The following is a 16748-nucleotide window of genomic DNA, read 5'->3' as shown; positions in this document are numbered from 1 at the left end:
TCAGTTCTCCTCGATGTCGGTCGGCAGTGGACGCGGCAAGGCATCGCCGTCTGTGCCATCGAGCCAGTCAACTTTGGACATTTTGCGCACCACGACAAACTCGTCGCGGTTGCAACCGACGGTGCCGTAGTAGTTGAAACCGTAGGCCTGCTGGGCATAGCCGCCGATCATGTGGGTCGGCTTGAGCACCACGCGGGTCACCGAGTTGTGGTGGCCGCCACGGGTCTTGGTAGTTTCCGAACCAGGCACGTTCACGATCCGTTCCTGGGCGTGGTACATGATCACCATGCCGTCCTTGACGCGCTGGCTGACCACCGCTCGTGCGGTCAATGCACCGTTGGCGTTGAAGCACTCGACCCAGTCGTTGTCCTCGATGTTCGCGCTCTTGGCGTCGTTCTCCGAGAGCCAGACAATCGGGCCGCCACGGCTCAAGGTCAGCATCAGCAGGTTGTCGGTGTAGGTACTGTGGATACCCCATTTCTGGTGCGGGGTGATCCAGTTCAGGACGATTTCAGTCTCGCCATTGCTGCGCTTGCCTTTCACCCCGGCGATGGTCCGGGTGTTGACCGGTGGCCGGTAGTTCATGAACTGCTCGCCGAACGCCTGCATCCACGGGTGATCCTGGTAGAACTGCTGGCGACCGGTGATGGTGCGCCATGGGATGTCTTCATGGACGTTGGTGTAGCCGGCGTTGTAGCTGACGTGCTCGTCCTCGAGCCCCGACCAGGTCGGGCTGGAAATGATCTTGCGCGGCTGCGCCTGAATGTCGCGGAAACGAATCGCCTCGTGGGCCTTGGACAACGCCAGGTGGCTGTGGTCGATGCCGGTGAATTCCGACAGCGCAGCCCAGGCCTTGACCGCCACATGGCCGTTGGTTTCCGGGGCCAGGGACAGGATCACTTCTGCGGCATCGATGGCCGTGTCGATTTTCGGCCGACCCTGACTGATACCGGCAGCGGTTTCGTGATGGTTGAGCTCGCCAAGGAATTTCACTTCCTTGTCGGTGTTCCAGTTGATGCCCTTGCCGCCGTTGCCGTGTTTCTCCAGCAATGGACCCAGCGAAGTGAACTGCTTGTAGATGTTGGTGTAATCACGCTCTACCACTTGCAGGTTCGGCGCGTTCTTGCCCGGCACCGGGGCCACGCCGGCGGTTTTCCAGTCGGTGCCGCCAAACGGTTGGGCCAGTTCGCCCACGCTGTCGTGCATCAACGGCACGGTCACCAGGTCCTTCTCGACGCCCAGGTGCCCTTCGGACATGGCGGAAAACGCCTTGGCGATGCCTTTGTAGATCTCCCAGTCGGAACGCGATTCCCACGCCGGGTCGATCGCAGCCGACAACGGGTGAATGAACGGGTGCATGTCCGAGGTGTTCATGTCGTCTTTTTCGTACCAGGTTGCGGTCGGCAACACGATGTCGGAATAGACGCAGGTCGAGGACATGCGGAAGTCCAGGGTGGTGACCAGATCGAGCTTGCCGATCGCGCCCTCGTCCACCCATTCGGCTTCTTCGGGCTTGCAATCGCCGACCTGGCCGATGTCTTCGTTCATCACCCCGTTCTTGGTGCCGAGCAGATACTTGAGCATGTACTCGTGGCCCTTGCCCGAGGAGCCCAGCAGGTTGGAACGCCAGATGAACATGTTGCGCGGGAAGTTCACCGGGCTGTCCGGCTGTTCGCAGGCAAAACGCAGCGAACCGTCCTGCCACGACTTGACCACGTAGTCTTTGGGGTCCATGCCGGCGGCGGCAGCATCGCGGCAGATGTTCAGCGGGTTGGTGTTGAGTTGCGGAGCGCTTGGCAACCAGCCGGCGCGTTCGGCGCGGATGTTGTAGTCCAGCGCATGTTCGGGGAATTGCGACTTGTCGGCCAATGGCGAGAGCACATCGTGCATGCTCATTTTTTCGTGGCGCCATTGCGAGCTGTGCGCGTAGAAGAAGCTGGTGCCGTTCATCTGGCGTGGCGGACGGTTCCAGTCCAGGCCGAACGCCAGCGGCAGCCAGCCGCACTGCGGACGGAGTTTTTCCTGGCCGACGTAGTGCGCCCAACCACCACCGGTCTGACCGACACACCCGCAGAGCATGAGCATGTTGATCAGCCCGCGGTAGTTCATGTCCATGTGGTACCAGTGGTTCATCGCCGCGCCAACGATGATCATCGAGCGGCCACGGGTCTTGTCGGCGTTATCGGCGAACTCACGGGCGATCTGAATCGCTTTCTCGCGGCTGACGCCCGTGATCTGCTCCTGCCAGGCCGGGGTGCCGGGTACGCTTGCGTCGTTGTAATCCTTGGCAACGTTGGCACCACCCAGGCCACGGTCGATCGCCAGGTTGGCGGCCGACAGGTCGAACACGGTAGCCACCTTGGCCACGCTGCCGTCCGCCAGCACCACGCTGTGCACCGGCACACGGCGGTATTGCACGGCATCGCCGGCCACGTGCTGGAAGTGCTCTTGCGATTCACCGGCAAAGTACGGGAACGCCACTTCGGCGACGTCTTCACCGATCAGGCTGAGTTTCAGGTCGATCTCACGACCTTCGCCGCCCTCGCGAGGCAGGATGTTCCACTTGCCCTTCTCACCCCAGCGATAACCGATGGAGCCCTGCGGCGACACCAGCTCGCCGTTGGCATCCAGGGCGATGGTTTTCCATTCAGGGTTGTTGTCCTGGCCGAGGTTGTCGGTAAGGTCCGAGGCGCGCAAGAAACGGTCCGGCTGGTAGCCGGCGCCCGGTGCCTTGTCGACCATTTGCTTGAGCAGTACCAGCACCGGCAAGTCGGTGAAGCGCTTGGCGTAGTCGGTGAAATAAGCGCTCGGCTTGTCCAGGTGGAACTCTTTGAAGATCACATGGTTGAACGCCTGGGCCAGCGCCGCGTCAGTACCCTGTTTAGGGTTGAGCCACAGGTCGGTGAGCTTGGCGACTTCCGAGTAGTCCGGAGTGATCGCCACGGTCTTGGTGCCCTTGTAGCGAACTTCGGTGAAGAAGTGCGCGTCGGGGGTACGGGTCTGCGGAACGTTGGAGCCCCAGGCAATGATGTAGTTGGAGTTGTACCAGTCGGCCGATTCCGGCACGTCGGTCTGCTCGCCCCACACCATCGGCGAGGCTGGAGGCAAGTCGCAGTACCAGTCGTAGAAGCTCAGGCAGGCGCCACCGATCAGCGACAGGTAACGCGCGCCGGCGGCGTAGCTGACCATCGACATCGCAGGGATTGGCGAGAAGCCGACGACCCGGTCGGGGCCGTACGTCTTGATGGTGTAGACGTTGGACGCGGCGATGATCTCGTTGACTTCATCCCAGCTCGAACGAATGAAGCCCCCCATGCCGCGCTTGCTTTTATAGGAGTCGGCCTTGGCCTTGTTCTCGACGATGCTGGCCCAGGCTTCCACCGGCGCCATGGTCTGCCGCGCCTCTCGCCAGAGCTTGAGCAACGGCTTGCGGATTTTCGGATACTTGAGGCGGTTGGCGCTGTAGATGTACCAGCTGTAACTGGCGCCACGCGGGCAACCACGGGGCTCATGGTTTGGCAGATCGTTGCGGGTACGCGGGTAGTCGGTCTGCTGGGTTTCCCAGGTGATCAGGCCGTTCTTGACGTAGATTTTCCACGAGCAGGAGCCGGTGCAGTTCACCCCGTGGGTGGAACGCACGATCTTGTCGTACTGCCAGCGCGAACGGTAGACGTTCTCCCAGTCGCGAGACTCTTTGCGAGTCTCTCCATGACCATCGGAAAACTCGTTTTGCTTGCGATTGAAAAACCGCAGTTGATCCAGTAAATGACTCACGGTGTGTCCTCTCAGGCTTGCTGCGGGGTTCTGTGCCCCGCCCACGCAATGGTTGGATTCGGGTCGGCTTAGCAGGGGGTTGCGGCGCCTTTGCGCGCGTACCACCACCAGGTCACGACGATGCAGCTCAGGTAAAAGCCGACGAACATGTAGAAAGCCATCTCAGGGCCGCCGGTCTGGGCCATCGAAGTGCCGAAGGATTTGGGAATGAAGAACGCACCGAAGGCGCCCATGGCTGAACTGAAACCCAGGACGGCGGCCGACTCTTTGCCGGCATCCTTGAGCGCCTGTTCGCGCACGGCTGGCGATTTCCCGGCCGAGGCTTTTTCGTGCTGCGTGCGGAAGATCACCGGGATCATCCGGAAGGTGGAGCCGTTGCCCACGCCAGTGGTGATGAACAGCAGCATGAACAGGCCGAGGAAGCCGTAGAAGCTGCCGCCCACGCCGTTCTGCGGCAAGAAGTGCATCACGCCGAAGACCATCGCGATCATCGCCACGAAGTTCCACAGGGTCACTTTCGCGCCACCGAGCTTGTCCGCCAGCCAGCCACCCAATGGCCGTACCAAGGCACCGACCAATGGGCCAAGGAAGGCGAATTTCAAGGCGATGACATCCGGAAAGGAGGTTTTGATCAGCAGCGGAAACGCGGCGGAAAACCCGATGAACGAACCGAAAGTCGCCAGATACAACCAGCACATCAGCCAGTTGTGCTTGCGCTTGAAGATCACTGCCTGTTCGCTGAACGAGGCCCGGGCGCTGGACAAGTCATTCATGCCGAACCAGGCCAACACCGTCACCAGGACGATAAATGGAACCCAGATGAAGCCGGCGTTCTGCAGCCACAATTGACCGCCGTCCGGCAACGCTTGCGACGAGCCGCCCATGAAGCCGAACACACCGAAGGTAATCACCAGCGGCACACAGAACTGCATCACCGAGACGCCCAGGTTGCCCAGTCCGGCGTTGAGGCCAAGGGCCGTACCCTGCTGGGACTTGGGATAGAAGAAGCTGATGTTGGACATGCTCGAGGCGAAGTTGCCGCCACCGAAACCGCAGAGCAAGGCAATCAACACGAACACGCTGTAGGAGGTGCTCGGGTCCTGCACGGCGAAGCCCATCCAGATCGATGGCAACAGCAGCGACGCGGTGCTCAGGGCAGTCCAGCGCCGGCCGCCGAAGATCGGCACCATAAAGGAATAGAAGACCCGCAAGGTCGCACCGGACAGCCCCGGCAACGCCGCCAGCCAGAACAGTTGGTCAGTGGTGAAGCTGAAGCCGATGGCGTTCAACCGCACAATCACCGTGCTCCAGACCATCCACACCGCAAAGGCCAACAACAGCGCCGGAATGGAAATCCACAAGTTGCGAGTGGCGGTCTGTTTGCCGCTACTTCCCCAGAACGCGGGGTCCTCGGGGCGCCAGTCATGAATGACCGGGCCTTTGTCAGGCGTTTGCAGAACGGACATGTTCTTCTCCTTGGGCAATGCTGGAAATCGGGGACGGAATCAGCAGCGGCTCTTTACCAAGCACCGGGCTTTTGCGAATTTCGCTGAAGTACATCCAGGTGAGGGAGACCCAGACCACGCCGTACATCAACATGAAGCAGGAAGAGCGCACGCCGGTGAGGTCCACCAGGGCGCCGAACAGGATCGGCAGCACAAAACCGCCCAGGCCACCCGCCAGGCCGACGATGCCGGACACCGCGCCCATGTTTTTCGGGTAGTCATTGGCGATGTATTTGAAAACCGAGGCCTTGCCGAATGCGAAGGCGATGCCCATGACGAACAGCAGCACGGTGAACAACGCTGGGCTCAGGCCAATGTGGAAATCCAGCGGGCCATCGATGGTCTGCACTTGCAGTTGGGTCTGGGGATACGAGAGCAGGAACAGGCAGATCCAGCTGACCCACAACACCCACCAGGTCACGCTTTGCGCACCCCAGCGATCCGACATCCAGCCGCCGACGGCACGCAGTACGCCGCCAGGCAGGGAGAAGCAGGCCGCCAGCAGCGCCGCGCTTTGCAAGCTGAAACCGTATTCCTGCACGTAGTACTTGGTCATCCACAGGGCCAGGGCGACGTAACCGCCGAAGACGATCGAGTAGTACTGGCAATAGCGCCACACCGCAGGATCCTTCAGCGAGCGCAGTTGCTCACGCAAGCTGGCGCCAGTGGCACTGCGGTGGCCCTTGTTTTCTGAGGTCAGGAACCAGAACAGCAGCGCAGTGATAAACAAGATCGCACTGAAGACTTTCGGCACCAGCTGCCAGCTGCCGGCGGCGATCAGCGCCGGGGCCAGGAACTTGGTCACCGCCGACCCGGCGTTACCGGCACCGAAGATGCCCATGGCGAAGCCCTGGTTCTCCTTGTCGAACCATTTGGCGACGTAGGCAATCCCCACGGAAAACGAGCCACCGGCCAGGCCGACGAACAAACCCAGTACCAGGAACTGCCAGTAGGCGGTGGCGTGACTGATCAAGTACAGCGGCGTGACGCAGGTCAGCATCAGCAGGAAAAACACGCTGCGCCCGCCAAAGCGGTCGGTCAGCAAACCCAGCGGCAAACGCACCAGCGAGCCGGTCAGCACTGGGGTCGCGGCCAGCAGGCCGAATTGGGTTTCGTTGAGCTGGAGCAGTTCCTTGATCGGCACTCCGAGCACGGCAAACATCATCCAGACCATGAAGCACACAGTGAAGGCCAGCGTGCTCATGCCCAGCACCAAGCCTTGTCGTACACGCGGTTGGTTCACAATGCTCTCCCGTCAATTAGCCATGGCGGCAGACTAGAGAGGCAAACCCCGCAAAAACTTGACCCAGGTCAACGATGCCCATGAGGGCCTAAGCCTATGCTTAGCCCGCCTACCTCCAAGGAGGTAGTGCAAGAAAACATTAAAAACCTTTATTTATCAGCTTGTTAAGGGTTTTAACCCACGCTTTTGCCGACAAGGAACTGTCGACAACTCTTTAGAGGTAGCTCGCCCAGGAACGGCGGCAAAACCCCACGCTGGAACGTGCATGCTCTGTTTTCTTATCGTTTTCCCGGACCTGCGCCGATGATCCGCTGGTTGCGCAGCTCCCTGCCCGCTCGCGCCGGGCTGGCGGTGATCCTGATCGCCGTGCTGGCGCTCGCCAGTTCATTGAGCGCCGGGCTGATCGCCTGGTTCAGCCAGGGCGATGCCGCTGCCATCAACACCGCAGGCTCGGTGCGCATGGAGACCTATCACCTGAGCTGGAAACTCGCCGCTGGCGTTGCCGACGAAGAAATCACCGCCATCATCGACAGCCTGCAAAACCGCTTGGACAGCCACTCTCTCAAAGCGGTACTGGAAGATGGCCCGCCCACCGCATTGCAACTCAGCTATGGGCAAATCCAGCAACACTGGAATGAGGATTTGCGTCCGGCACTGGAGCGCGGCGATGCGGCAGCCTTTCAGGCCCAGGCCCAGTCCTTCGTTGAGCAACTGAACCAGTTCGTCGATCTGTTGCAGCGCCAAAGCGAACAAAAGCAAGGCTGGCAACAGGCGATCCAGGGCCTGGCCCTGTTCACCACCATGATCGTCCTGCTGCTCGGGCTCTACGAACTGCAGTACGGCGTCGTTACCCCTTTGAAGGAGTTGGTGGATGCAACCCAGCGCTTTCGTCGCGGCGACTTCAAGGTGCGGGTCAACCATCAGTCCGAGGATGAGCTGGGCCAGTTGGCCATGAGTTTCAACACCATGGCCGAGACGATCGAGGAGTCGCATCGCACCCTGGAAAGTCAGGTCCAGCAAAAAACCCTGAACCTGCAACAAGCCAACGCGGCCCTGGAGCTTCTGTATCAAAGCAGCCGAAGCCTGGCCACACGCCTGGCCAATGCCGAAGGCCTGGATGAGTTGATTCGACGCTTCCAGCAACGCCTGCCCGGCTTGCGCCTGTCGCTGTGCCTGCAAGGACAAATGCAGGCACCGGCCCAGCAGTTGCTCGCCCTGCATGGCGCAAACATCCGGGAAGTCTGCGCCAGTAGCGACTGCGCCACGTGCCAGAGACACCCTAAAACCAACCCGCAAATCTTCAGCATCAGCAACCAGGGCAGTGAACTGGGGGAGCTCAAGGCGCACTTTGTCGACGGGCACCCCATGCAAGCCTGGGAAACCCAACTGATCCAGGCCCTGGCCAATCTGATCGGCACCTCGCTCTCGCTCAAGCGTCAACGGGAACAGGATCATCGCCTGCTACTGCTCGAAGAACGCACGATCATCGCCCGCGAGCTGCACGATTCACTGGCCCAGGCCCTGTCCTACATGAAGCTGCAAGTCAGCCGCATGCAGACCCTGATGCGCCGCGGCGAACCGGTCCAGACCCTGGAAACCGTCACCAGCGAATTGCGCGAGGGACTGAACAATGCCTACCGCCAGTTGCGCGAGTTGCTGACCACGTTTCGCTTGCAGATTCACGACGCGGGACTGGTACAGGAACTCAAGGACACGGCCGAGGAGTTTTCCCGTCGCGGAGAGTTCCAGGTGCACCTGCACGTCGACACGCTGGCCTTTCAGCTATCGGCCAGCGAACAAATCCACATTTTGCAGATCACCCGCGAGGCGCTCTCCAACTGCCTGCGCCACGCCCATGCGCAAAACGCCTGGCTGCAACTGCGCCAGGATGGCGAGACCGTCAGGTTGTCGGTCGAAGACGACGGGCGTGGGTTCAGTGGCAACGTCGATCAACGCGAGCACCACGGCCTGAATATCATGGATGAGCGGGCTCGCAGCTTGCGCGGCCAACTGCAGATATTTTCCAGGGAGCCCCAAGGCACCCGTGTCCAACTGGAATTCCACCCGGAGTTTCTCGGGCAGCAAACAGAAGGTAGCGCCACATGACCCTGTCCCCACAACACAAAATCCTGCTGGTAGACGATCACCCGATGATGCGTCACGGCATTCGCCAGATGCTCGAACTCGAAGATGATTTCCTGATCGTCGGCGAAGCCAGCCAGGGTGAAGAAGCACTCAGTCTCATTGAGCCGCTTCAACCGGATCTGGTTTTGCTCGACAACAACATGCCGCAAATGAATGGCATCGAAACCCTGCGCCGACTACGAGCCATGCACTACACCGGCAAAGTCCTGCTGTTTACGGTGTCGGACGCCGAAGACGATATTCGCGATGCCCTGCGCCTGGATGCCGACGGCTATCTGCTCAAGGACATGGAGCCCGAACTGTTGATTCAGTACATCCGCGATGCCCTGAACGGCGCGCTGGTGATCAGCCCGGGACTGACCCAAGTCATGGCGCAAGCACTGCGTGCTCCTGCGCGTCAGGCCGTGGTGGAACTGACCGAGCGTGAGCGTCAGGTGCTGAAAACCATCGCCAGCGGCTTCAGCAACAAGGTCATCGGGCACAAGCTGGGCATCACCGAAGGCACGGTCAAGGTTCACGTCAAAAACCTGTTGCACAAACTCGGCTTGCGCTCACGAGTAGAGGCGGCGGTGTGGGCCATGGAACATCTGCGCAACGCCGGCTGACGGGCATTCCTCTTTGGAGGTAGGCCTGCAGAGGCATAGGTCATCGAGCCTGCGCTCTCTACTATGGTCGTCAGCGGAGGTACGCCATGCTGACTCACCCTTCCATCGTTTTAACGTTGCGCCGTCATCATCTGTTCAGCCAACTGCCGGAGAAAGTCTTCGAGGAAGTCTGCAGCCTGGCCATGCTCAAGCGCCTGAGTTGTCACAGTACGCTCATGCATCAAGGGGATCCGGCCAGGCGCTTTTTCCTGCTGGTCAGCGGCCAGGTCAAGTTGTACCGGCTCACCGGCGAAGGCCAGGAGAACCTGGTGGAGATCATTCAGCCCGGCCAGACTTTTGCCGAAGCCTTGTTATTCAGCCAGGCTCGTCTGTATCCAGTGAGCGCCACCGCGCTGAAGGACAGCGTGCTGGTGAGCATCGACGGCAACCATTACCGCAATGCCCTGGAGGACCAGCCAAAAGTCTGCCTGGCCATCCTGGCGAGCATGAGCGTTCACCTGCACCTGCGTCTGCGCGACATCGATACCTTGACCATGGCCAGTGCGAGCCGTCGGGTGATCAATTTCCTGTTCCAGGAACGCCACCCGGTGACCGGCCAGATTGTCTTGCAGATGTCCAAACGCCTGGTGGCGTCGAAGCTAGGAATTCAGCCGGAAACCTTTTCGCGGATACTGCATCGCCTGGTGGAAAGCGGCCTGATTGCCATGGAACGACGCCACATCAGCATCCTCGCTGAAGAGGAACTGGCCGCTTTCCAATAGCCGGAATTGACCGTTATCAAGGCGCCCTGCCACACCTCTTGCACACTGACAGAGCCCATCCACGGAGAATGCAAATGCCCCATTCAACCCTGCCTTTGGTTTACTCCTGCTCAGGCTGCTCCAACGTCGCCCAACTGGCCAATACCCTGGCCGTGCGCCTGGATCGCAGTGGTCTGGCTGAAATGTCCTGCATCGTTGGTGTCGGCGGGCATGTGGCAGCGCTGGTCAACAAAGCGCGCTCGGGGCGCCGGATATTCGCACTGGACGGCTGCCCGCTGCAATGCGTCGAGAACTGCCTCAAGCAACATGGCCTGCACGCCGACGTGCACCTGATTCTCAGCCATTACGGGCTGCGCAAACGCTATGGCGAGGACTGCACACAGGCGCAGAGTGATGAGTTGTTTGAAGGGATCAGGCAATTGATTGCCAGTGATGCCCGGCAGCACAGAAACCGGCAGGAAAGGATAGTCTGAAGAACAACGGAAAACCTGTGGGAGCGGGCAAGCCCCCCACAGTTGAGCAATTGCAGGCCTGAGATATCCTCGACTTAGCGTTAGCCCACCTGGAAGCCGCCGAGGGTGTTCGATAAAGATGTTTAGCTGCGCTTTAAAAGAACACCCATTGGCCGTGGCGACCGCTAGTCAGTGCGCAATAAAAAACGCATTGTCTTACGCATAATCATACGCAATACTTCGCAGGTAGCGGCACTCAACGTTTCCTGACGACTGAGCTGACGACTGAACTGACAACTGAACTGACGAGATAAATGACATGAGTGCACTCCTAGACCGAGCTGAGCAGGCAGTGTCTGCCACGGCTATGGCACGTAGTTTTGGAGCGCGATTGAAGGACATCGCCAGCGGGGAGGTAACCCACCTGGTGATATTCAAGGACAACGAACCCGCAGCGGTATTAGTGGGCGTAAACGCCTACCAAGCGCTGCAGGACGAACTTGAAGATCTGCGCTCAGAACTACTAGCCATCGAACGCCTGCACAGCCTCGACAATACAGTCACAGTGAGCCTTGAAGATATGGAGGCTCGCTTTAGTTAGGCAAATGCAGATGAATTGGAATGTTCGATTTCACCCTGCTGTAGAAGATGATCTCAAACAGCTCGGAAGCGCCGAAGCGAAACGTATTCTGAAGGTCATTCGGGAGCGCATCGTTTCAGGAGAACCCGACAAGATCGGTAAACCCCTTCGGGGAGCCTTGTCCGGGTACCGCCGGATAAGGACAGGTGATGTGCGCATCGTTTATCGCGTGAACGGTACTGAAATCGTTTTGGTTTTGTGCGTTGGTGCTCGCCGAGACGAAGAGGTCTACGATTCTGCGACAAAACGAGTGTGATTAAAGACCCCGCCTCGGCGGGGTTTTTATTTTCAAGAGCCCAGGTTTTTCGCGCTCGGCATCAAGCAATATCGATTACCCCGCCGCCAAGCCCTTCCCCGCCCGCTCCAGATTGCGCCACAACCACACAGGCAGAACGTCGGGGTCAAGGCTGTCGATCAGGTTCTTCAGCGCCAGACCCAGTTCGGTATCACCCTCGATGACCAGCCGCCGGCGAAAGAATAACGTGTCGGGATCTTCCTGACGGCTGGCCAGCAATAAAAATTCGCGCCAGTTGCCGCTGATGGTCACGTTCGCCGTAGCGCGCTCGGCAATCCGCAAGCCCTGACGACTGAGTGTCAGGTACCAGGACAAACCCAGGTCCGGAATCCGCAAGCACAGCCAGCGCCCGCGCAGCACTTCGAACTCGCCCTCGCGCAATGGCTCGGCGAGGCAGCGATTCAGCGCCTGCTGCAACGCCAGGCGCTGCACGGCAAAAGGCACCCGGCGCACCAGTGGCAACAACCGGTCGGCACCTTTCAACAGCCACTTCTTTCGATTCAGCACAGACCAACCTCCTCGACGCGCAGCATGCCGGCCTGGCCATGCCAATAGCCATTGCAACCTTCGACGAACAACGGCGGTGTCTCGCCCAGACGAACCCGTTGATAGGCCGCGATCACTTCGTCCATGCCCTGAGCACGAGGGCTCAAGCGCAACAGATCGGCACCGCAGGCCACCAGTCCGGCGTAATCGGCCAGCAGATTGGTCACCTCGGCCGACATCGTTTGAATACCGTTAAGGGTGAACAGCGCCTGCCCTTCCTGGCTGGTCAGCGCCAGGCCATCGGGGTAGTTGATGCAGCAGAACCGGCAGTCGTCCTTGGGTCGGTTTTCTGCACGGGCAGTGAAGCAGCGGGCGGAATAGGCCAACGGCAGATGCCCATAGGCGAAGATTTCAACTTCCGGCACTGCACGACCCAATTCACGCACCTGCCCGATCACGTCGCTGATAAGGGCCGCCGAACACTCCACGGGCGGCACCCAGCGGGTCATTCCGCTGTCGAGTAATTGTGCCAATGAGTGGCCGTTGTACAGATTGAGCGCCGGGCCGCCCACGAAAGGTAACTTGCGTTCGGCCAGGAATTGCACCGCGCCCATGTCGTTGGCCTCCACCAACAACTCGCCGTTGTCGCACAGCCGGCGCAGGCTGGAGAGTTCGGAGGCAGCCTCGATCAGCGTCAGGCTGGAAAGCACCAACTGTGCCGGGCTGCATTCCTGTAACTCGCGCCCCAGCCCCAGCCATTGATCCAGGGAAAAGGCCCGGCGTTTGGAGCACACGGTTTCCCCTAGATAAATCACGTCCAGGGGCAAGGTCGACATGTCGGCGTAAAAGTTGCTGAGTTGCTCTTTGTCCCAATAAAACAGGACCGGTCCCAGGCTGAGCTTCATGTCGCGTCCCTCATTGCCATGATCGATGATAAGCGCCCAGAGTGGTCTGGCTGCCTTCGGACAAACCGGCCAGCACCTGACGCCATTCTTCCTTGACCCGAAAACTGCCTGGCGCGCCACGGTGAGCGTCCAGTGCCGCGCGCCAGACCCGGGTGACTTGTTCGACATACGCCGGGCTGCGTTGGCGGCCCTCGATTTTCACCGCTTCGACGCCGATGGCCGTCAATTCCGGGAGCAAGTCCAGGGTGTCGAGGCTGGTGGGCTCCTCCAGCGCATGAAAGCGTTTGCCATCGACCAGAAAACGGCCTTTGCACAAGGTCGGGTAACCGGCCGATTCGTCAGGGGTATAGCGATCAATCAGCACTTCGCTGAGGCGCGCGCTCAAGCCTTCGGCGTCCTCGCTCCAACGCACGGCTTTGGCTGGCGAACAGACACCGCACAGGTTCGGCGACTCACCGGTAATGTAGGAAGACAGGTGGCAACGGCCTTCGGCCATGATGCACAAGCTGCCGAAGCCAAAGACCTCGATGGGCACCGGGCTGCTGGCGGCGACTTGACGTACCTGCGCCAACGACAACACCCGCGGCAATACCGCGCGACGAATGCCGTAGCGCTGCGCATAAAATTCCAGCGCCGCGGCATGGGTTGCCGAACCCTGAACCGACAGATGCAAGGCCAATTGCGGGTGACGCTGACTGGCATAGTCGAGTACCCCGGGGTCGGCGGCGATCAGCGCATCGACGCCGAAATCGGCGGCACGATCCACCGCCCGTTGCCAGCGCTCCCACCCCTTGGGTTGTGGGTACGTGTTGACCGCGACGTAGAGTTTGCGTTGATGCTGGCGGATGTGAGCGACGGCAGCGTCGAACTGTTTGTCGTCCATGTTCAGCCCCGCGAAATGCCGGGCATTGGTGTCATCGCGAAAGCCGACATACACGGCATCGGCGCCTTGGCGCACCGCCGCTTTAAGCGCAGGCAGGTTCCCTGCCGGGCAGACCAGTTGCATGGGTAATCCTCATCAAAAAGCGCAGTCCGGAGCCTGATCAGCCATGGTTGGAATGCGCTTGTGGCGAGCGAGCTTGCTCCGGGCGGCGTTCCGACGCTGGACTGCGCAGCAGGCCTGAATAACAGGGCCGCTTCGCGACCCGGCGGGAGCAAGCTCCCTCGCCACACAGTCTAGCCAGACCGGCAGGCACAGCCTTGACGGCAATCAATTGCCATCACTGCATCAGGTCGGCGAAGGACAGGAACATCACGTTGTCGTGCTTGAGCACTTGCTGCTCGCACTCGATCACCGCCAGCCCGTCGGCCCAGCACGCGGCGGTCAACATGGCCGAGCTTTGCTGAGGGTGCAGTTCCACACTCAACTGGCCATCGGCGCCGGGCGTCAACCTGGCCCGCAGGTATTGTCGACGCTTGTTTCGCTGCAACCAGTCGAACCCGGCAGGCACAGCCAGCGGCACCGGCAGCACGTCAGTCACGCCCTGGGCCCTGAGCAGGAACGGACGCACCACCACCAACGCGGTAATCAGCGCCCCTGACGGGTTTCCCGGCATACCGATCCACGGTTTACCGGCCACTTCGCCATAGGCCAATGGCTTACCCGGCTGGATCGCCAGCCGCCAGAAATCCACACTGCCCAGTTCCTCGATGGCCTGTTTGAGGTGATCTTCCTCCCCGACCGACACGCCACCAGAGCTCAACAGCAAGTCGCATTCCGAAGACGCCAGACTCAAGGCATGCCGGCTGGCCACCAACTCATCGGCCATGACGCCATAGTCATGCACCTCGACGCCCCAGCCGCGCAACAACGCCGCGAGGCAATACCGGTTGCTGTTGTAGATCTGCCCCGGTGCCAAGGAATCACCCGGCTCGCGCAGTTCATTACCACTGCTGAGCAGGCACACCTGCAACGGCCGATAGACCTCGACCCGCGCTATCCCGGCACCGGCCAGCAACCCCAGTTCTTGTGCGCGCAGGCGTTTGCCGGCCTTGAGCAACAGATGCCCGCGGCGAACTTCCTCCCCTTCCTTGCGCACGTGATCACCAACGGATACCGGCGGGAACCAGACGCGCTCGCCCTCGACCCGGCAGCGCTCTTGCGGCACCACGGTATCGGCACCCGGTGGTAATGGCGCGCCGGTAAAGATCTGTACCGTTTGTTGCGCGAGCAAGGGTGAACACGCCTGATCCCCCGCCGCAATTCGTCCGCCAATCGTCAACCAGCCACCTGCCTGCGGCAAATCAGCCGCCCTGAGGGCATAACCGTCCATGGCACTGTTGTCCCAGGCCGGCAGGTTCACCGGGCAATGAATGTCCGCTGCCAGCACCCGCCCCATGGCCTGGTCCAAATGGACCTTTTGCGCCAGGGGTGGTGGCGGCGCCTGGTCGAGCAGACGGCTGATGGCCTCGTCCACGGGCATCAGGTTGCCGAGGTCGCACACCCGGCCGCTCATGAGCGTGTCTCGCAGGCGTCGATGACCCGCTGCGCTTGCGCTTTCAGATGCGGGGCGAAGTTACATGGGCCGGTGCGACTGTCCAGCTGCTCAAGCAGAATCTTGTTCCAGGCGGTCCGGCAGGCACCCGGCGAACCAGGAACGCAGCACACCAGTACGCCGTTGCTCATCCCGGCCAGTGCCCGGGACTGCAGGCTGGACATGCCAATCTCTTCCAGCGACACCTGGCGGAACAATTCGCCGAAGCCTTCCACATGTTTGTCCAGCAGTGGCAGCACCGCTTGCGGTGTGTTGTCACGAGCAGTGAATCCGGTGCCGCCAGTCATCAATATGACTTGCACCTGAGGGTCGGCGATCCACTGGGAGACCGTTGCGCGGATCTGATAGATATCGTCCTTGACCAGGCCACGATCGATCAACACATGCCCGGCGGTTTGCAGCAAATCGGTCAGGGTCTGTCCCGAAGTGTCGGTGTCAAAGGTGCGCGTATCGCTGATGGTCAGCACGGCAATGTTCAGGGGTTCGAAACTGCGTTGCGTCAGATGGGCCATATCCAGGCTTTCCCGTAGATGAGGGTATGGCCCAAAGCCTGAACCGGAATAGCGAACGAGCCTATTCCTCCAAGGAGGTACCTCGTCAGAGACATCAACCCAGTGGCGAGGGGGCTTGCCCCCGTTGGGGCGCGCAGCGGCCCTAGAAACTGCAAAGGCGTTGTATCAGGCAGATCGCATTCACCGGTTTTACGACTGCTTCGCAGCCGAACGGGGCGATGCGGCGTTCCGACAAGCCCCCTCGCCACAGGTTCTGCGTTCGGCTCACTACTTAAGGCGCCAAGCGGCGCCGTTGCCATGCACCATCTCGCAACCGGTAATCGAGGCGGTCATGCAAGCGGTCGGCACGGCCCTGCCAGAACTCCAGACGTTCAGGGTGCAGGCAATAACCGCCCCAGTACTCAGGACGCGAAACGGTCTGGCCGACGAAGCCTTTAATGGTTTGCGCCAGCATCGACTCCAGCGCTGCGCGGCTGGCCAAGGGACGGCTTTGCGGTGAAGCCCAGGCGCCCAGGCGACTGGCCATCGAGCGGGAATCGAAGTATGCATCCGAGAGTTGCGGGTCGAGCCTGGACACCCGGCCTTCGATGCGCACTTGACGCTCCAGCCCCGGCCAGAAAAACGTCATGGCCGCATAAGGATTGGCGGCCAGTTGCCGACCCTTGTCGCTCTGATAATTACCGAAAAAAGTAAAACCTTCATCGCTCAAGCCTTTGAGCAACAGCACCCGGCAGTGCGGCCGCCCTTCATCATCGACCGTCGCCAGCACCATGCTATTGGCCTCGACAGGTGCGCACTCGGTGTCGCGGGCCTGTTGCAGCCATTGCCGGAACATCGCCAGTGGATCGTCCAGCGCAGCCTCATCTTGCAGGCCATTAAGGGTGTAGTTACGGCGCATTTGGGCCAGGGACAGGGGCATGACGGTGATCT

Annotated in this window: 15 protein-coding genes; 6 read left to right on the top strand and 9 right to left on the bottom strand. The window is 60.5% G+C overall.

The genetic code is table 11. The features are described 5' to 3' along the window. From LOY36_RS11985 to LOY36_RS11975, 3 genes are all read right to left on the bottom strand, one after another. Entirely contained in the window at positions 1 to 3774 is a 3774-nt protein-coding gene (locus tag LOY36_RS11985; RefSeq protein ID WP_019649059.1) for a nitrate reductase subunit alpha, read from the bottom strand. A 68-nt stretch (positions 3775 to 3842) separates the two neighbouring features. Beyond that, positions 3843 to 5240 (bottom strand): NarK family nitrate/nitrite MFS transporter, encoded by a 1398-nt coding sequence (locus LOY36_RS11980; protein ID WP_258673705.1) that lies wholly within the window; start codon positions 5238 to 5240, stop codon positions 3843 to 3845. Next, the gene (locus tag LOY36_RS11975) at positions 5218 to 6522 is read right to left on the bottom strand and encodes a nitrate/nitrite transporter (protein ID WP_019649061.1); all 1305 of its coding nucleotides are present in this window, start codon (positions 6520 to 6522) and stop codon (positions 5218 to 5220) included. The genes LOY36_RS11980 and LOY36_RS11975 overlap by 23 nt, the downstream gene beginning before the upstream one ends. Positions 6523 to 6825: 303 nt before the next feature. Between LOY36_RS11975 and LOY36_RS11970 the strand changes: the two genes are divergently transcribed. From LOY36_RS11970 to LOY36_RS11945, 6 genes are all read left to right on the top strand, one after another. After that, a complete protein-coding gene (locus LOY36_RS11970; protein WP_258673704.1) occupies positions 6826 to 8628 on the top strand; it encodes a HAMP domain-containing protein in 1803 nt (600 codons plus the stop codon). Then, the gene (gene narL / locus LOY36_RS11965) at positions 8625 to 9272 is read left to right on the top strand and encodes a two-component system response regulator NarL (RefSeq protein WP_028940874.1); all 648 of its coding nucleotides are present in this window, start codon (positions 8625 to 8627) and stop codon (positions 9270 to 9272) included. The genes LOY36_RS11970 and narL overlap by 4 nt, the downstream gene beginning before the upstream one ends. An 86-nt stretch (positions 9273 to 9358) precedes the next feature. After that, positions 9359 to 10033, top strand: coding sequence for a Crp/Fnr family transcriptional regulator (locus LOY36_RS11960; protein WP_019649064.1), 675 nt, complete (start codon positions 9359 to 9361; stop codon positions 10031 to 10033). A gap of 74 nt (positions 10034 to 10107) precedes the next feature. Then, a complete protein-coding gene (locus LOY36_RS11955) occupies positions 10108 to 10506 on the top strand; it encodes a putative zinc-binding protein (RefSeq protein WP_258673703.1) in 399 nt (132 codons plus the stop codon). A gap of 346 nt (positions 10507 to 10852) precedes the next feature. Next, positions 10853 to 11086 (top strand): type II toxin-antitoxin system Phd/YefM family antitoxin, encoded by a 234-nt coding sequence (locus LOY36_RS11950; RefSeq protein WP_026345803.1) that lies wholly within the window; start codon positions 10853 to 10855, stop codon positions 11084 to 11086. A 10-nt stretch (positions 11087 to 11096) separates the two neighbouring features. Further along, complete coding sequence (locus LOY36_RS11945; protein ID WP_026345804.1) at positions 11097 to 11381, top strand: type II toxin-antitoxin system RelE/ParE family toxin; 285 nt, start codon at positions 11097 to 11099, stop codon at positions 11379 to 11381. Between the two features lie 75 nt (positions 11382 to 11456). On the opposite strand, the gene LOY36_RS11940 is transcribed toward LOY36_RS11945, so the two are convergent. From LOY36_RS11940 to pdxH, 6 genes are all read right to left on the bottom strand, one after another. Further along, positions 11457 to 11927 carry an SCP2 domain-containing protein gene (locus tag LOY36_RS11940; protein WP_258673701.1) on the bottom strand — a complete coding sequence of 157 codons (471 nt, stop codon included), beginning with the start codon at positions 11925 to 11927 and terminating at the stop codon, positions 11457 to 11459. Next, the gene (locus LOY36_RS11935; RefSeq protein ID WP_019649069.1) at positions 11921 to 12811 is read right to left on the bottom strand and encodes a U32 family peptidase; all 891 of its coding nucleotides are present in this window, start codon (positions 12809 to 12811) and stop codon (positions 11921 to 11923) included. Before LOY36_RS11935 ends, LOY36_RS11940 begins: the two co-directional genes overlap by 7 nt. Positions 12812 to 12821: 10 nt before the next feature. After that, positions 12822 to 13817 carry a peptidase U32 family protein gene (locus tag LOY36_RS11930; protein WP_064617223.1) on the bottom strand — a complete coding sequence of 332 codons (996 nt, stop codon included), beginning with the start codon at positions 13815 to 13817 and terminating at the stop codon, positions 12822 to 12824. A gap of 214 nt (positions 13818 to 14031) precedes the next feature. Beyond that, positions 14032 to 15267 (bottom strand): gephyrin-like molybdotransferase Glp, encoded by a 1236-nt coding sequence (glp, locus tag LOY36_RS11925; protein WP_258673700.1) that lies wholly within the window; start codon positions 15265 to 15267, stop codon positions 14032 to 14034. Further along, positions 15264 to 15818 carry a molybdenum cofactor biosynthesis protein B gene (moaB, locus tag LOY36_RS11920; RefSeq protein WP_019649072.1) on the bottom strand — a complete coding sequence of 185 codons (555 nt, stop codon included), beginning with the start codon at positions 15816 to 15818 and terminating at the stop codon, positions 15264 to 15266. Before moaB ends, glp begins: the two co-directional genes overlap by 4 nt. A 271-nt stretch (positions 15819 to 16089) precedes the next feature. Beyond that, entirely contained in the window at positions 16090 to 16737 is a 648-nt protein-coding gene (pdxH, locus tag LOY36_RS11915) for a pyridoxamine 5'-phosphate oxidase (protein ID WP_258673697.1), read from the bottom strand. Positions 16738 to 16748: the final 11 nt, after the last annotated feature.

Source organism: Pseudomonas sp. B21-019 (assembly GCF_024749225.1).
In the GTDB taxonomy this organism is placed as follows: Bacteria; Pseudomonadota; Gammaproteobacteria; order Pseudomonadales; family Pseudomonadaceae; genus Aquipseudomonas.
This window is presented reverse-complemented; position numbering and strand designations above follow the sequence as displayed.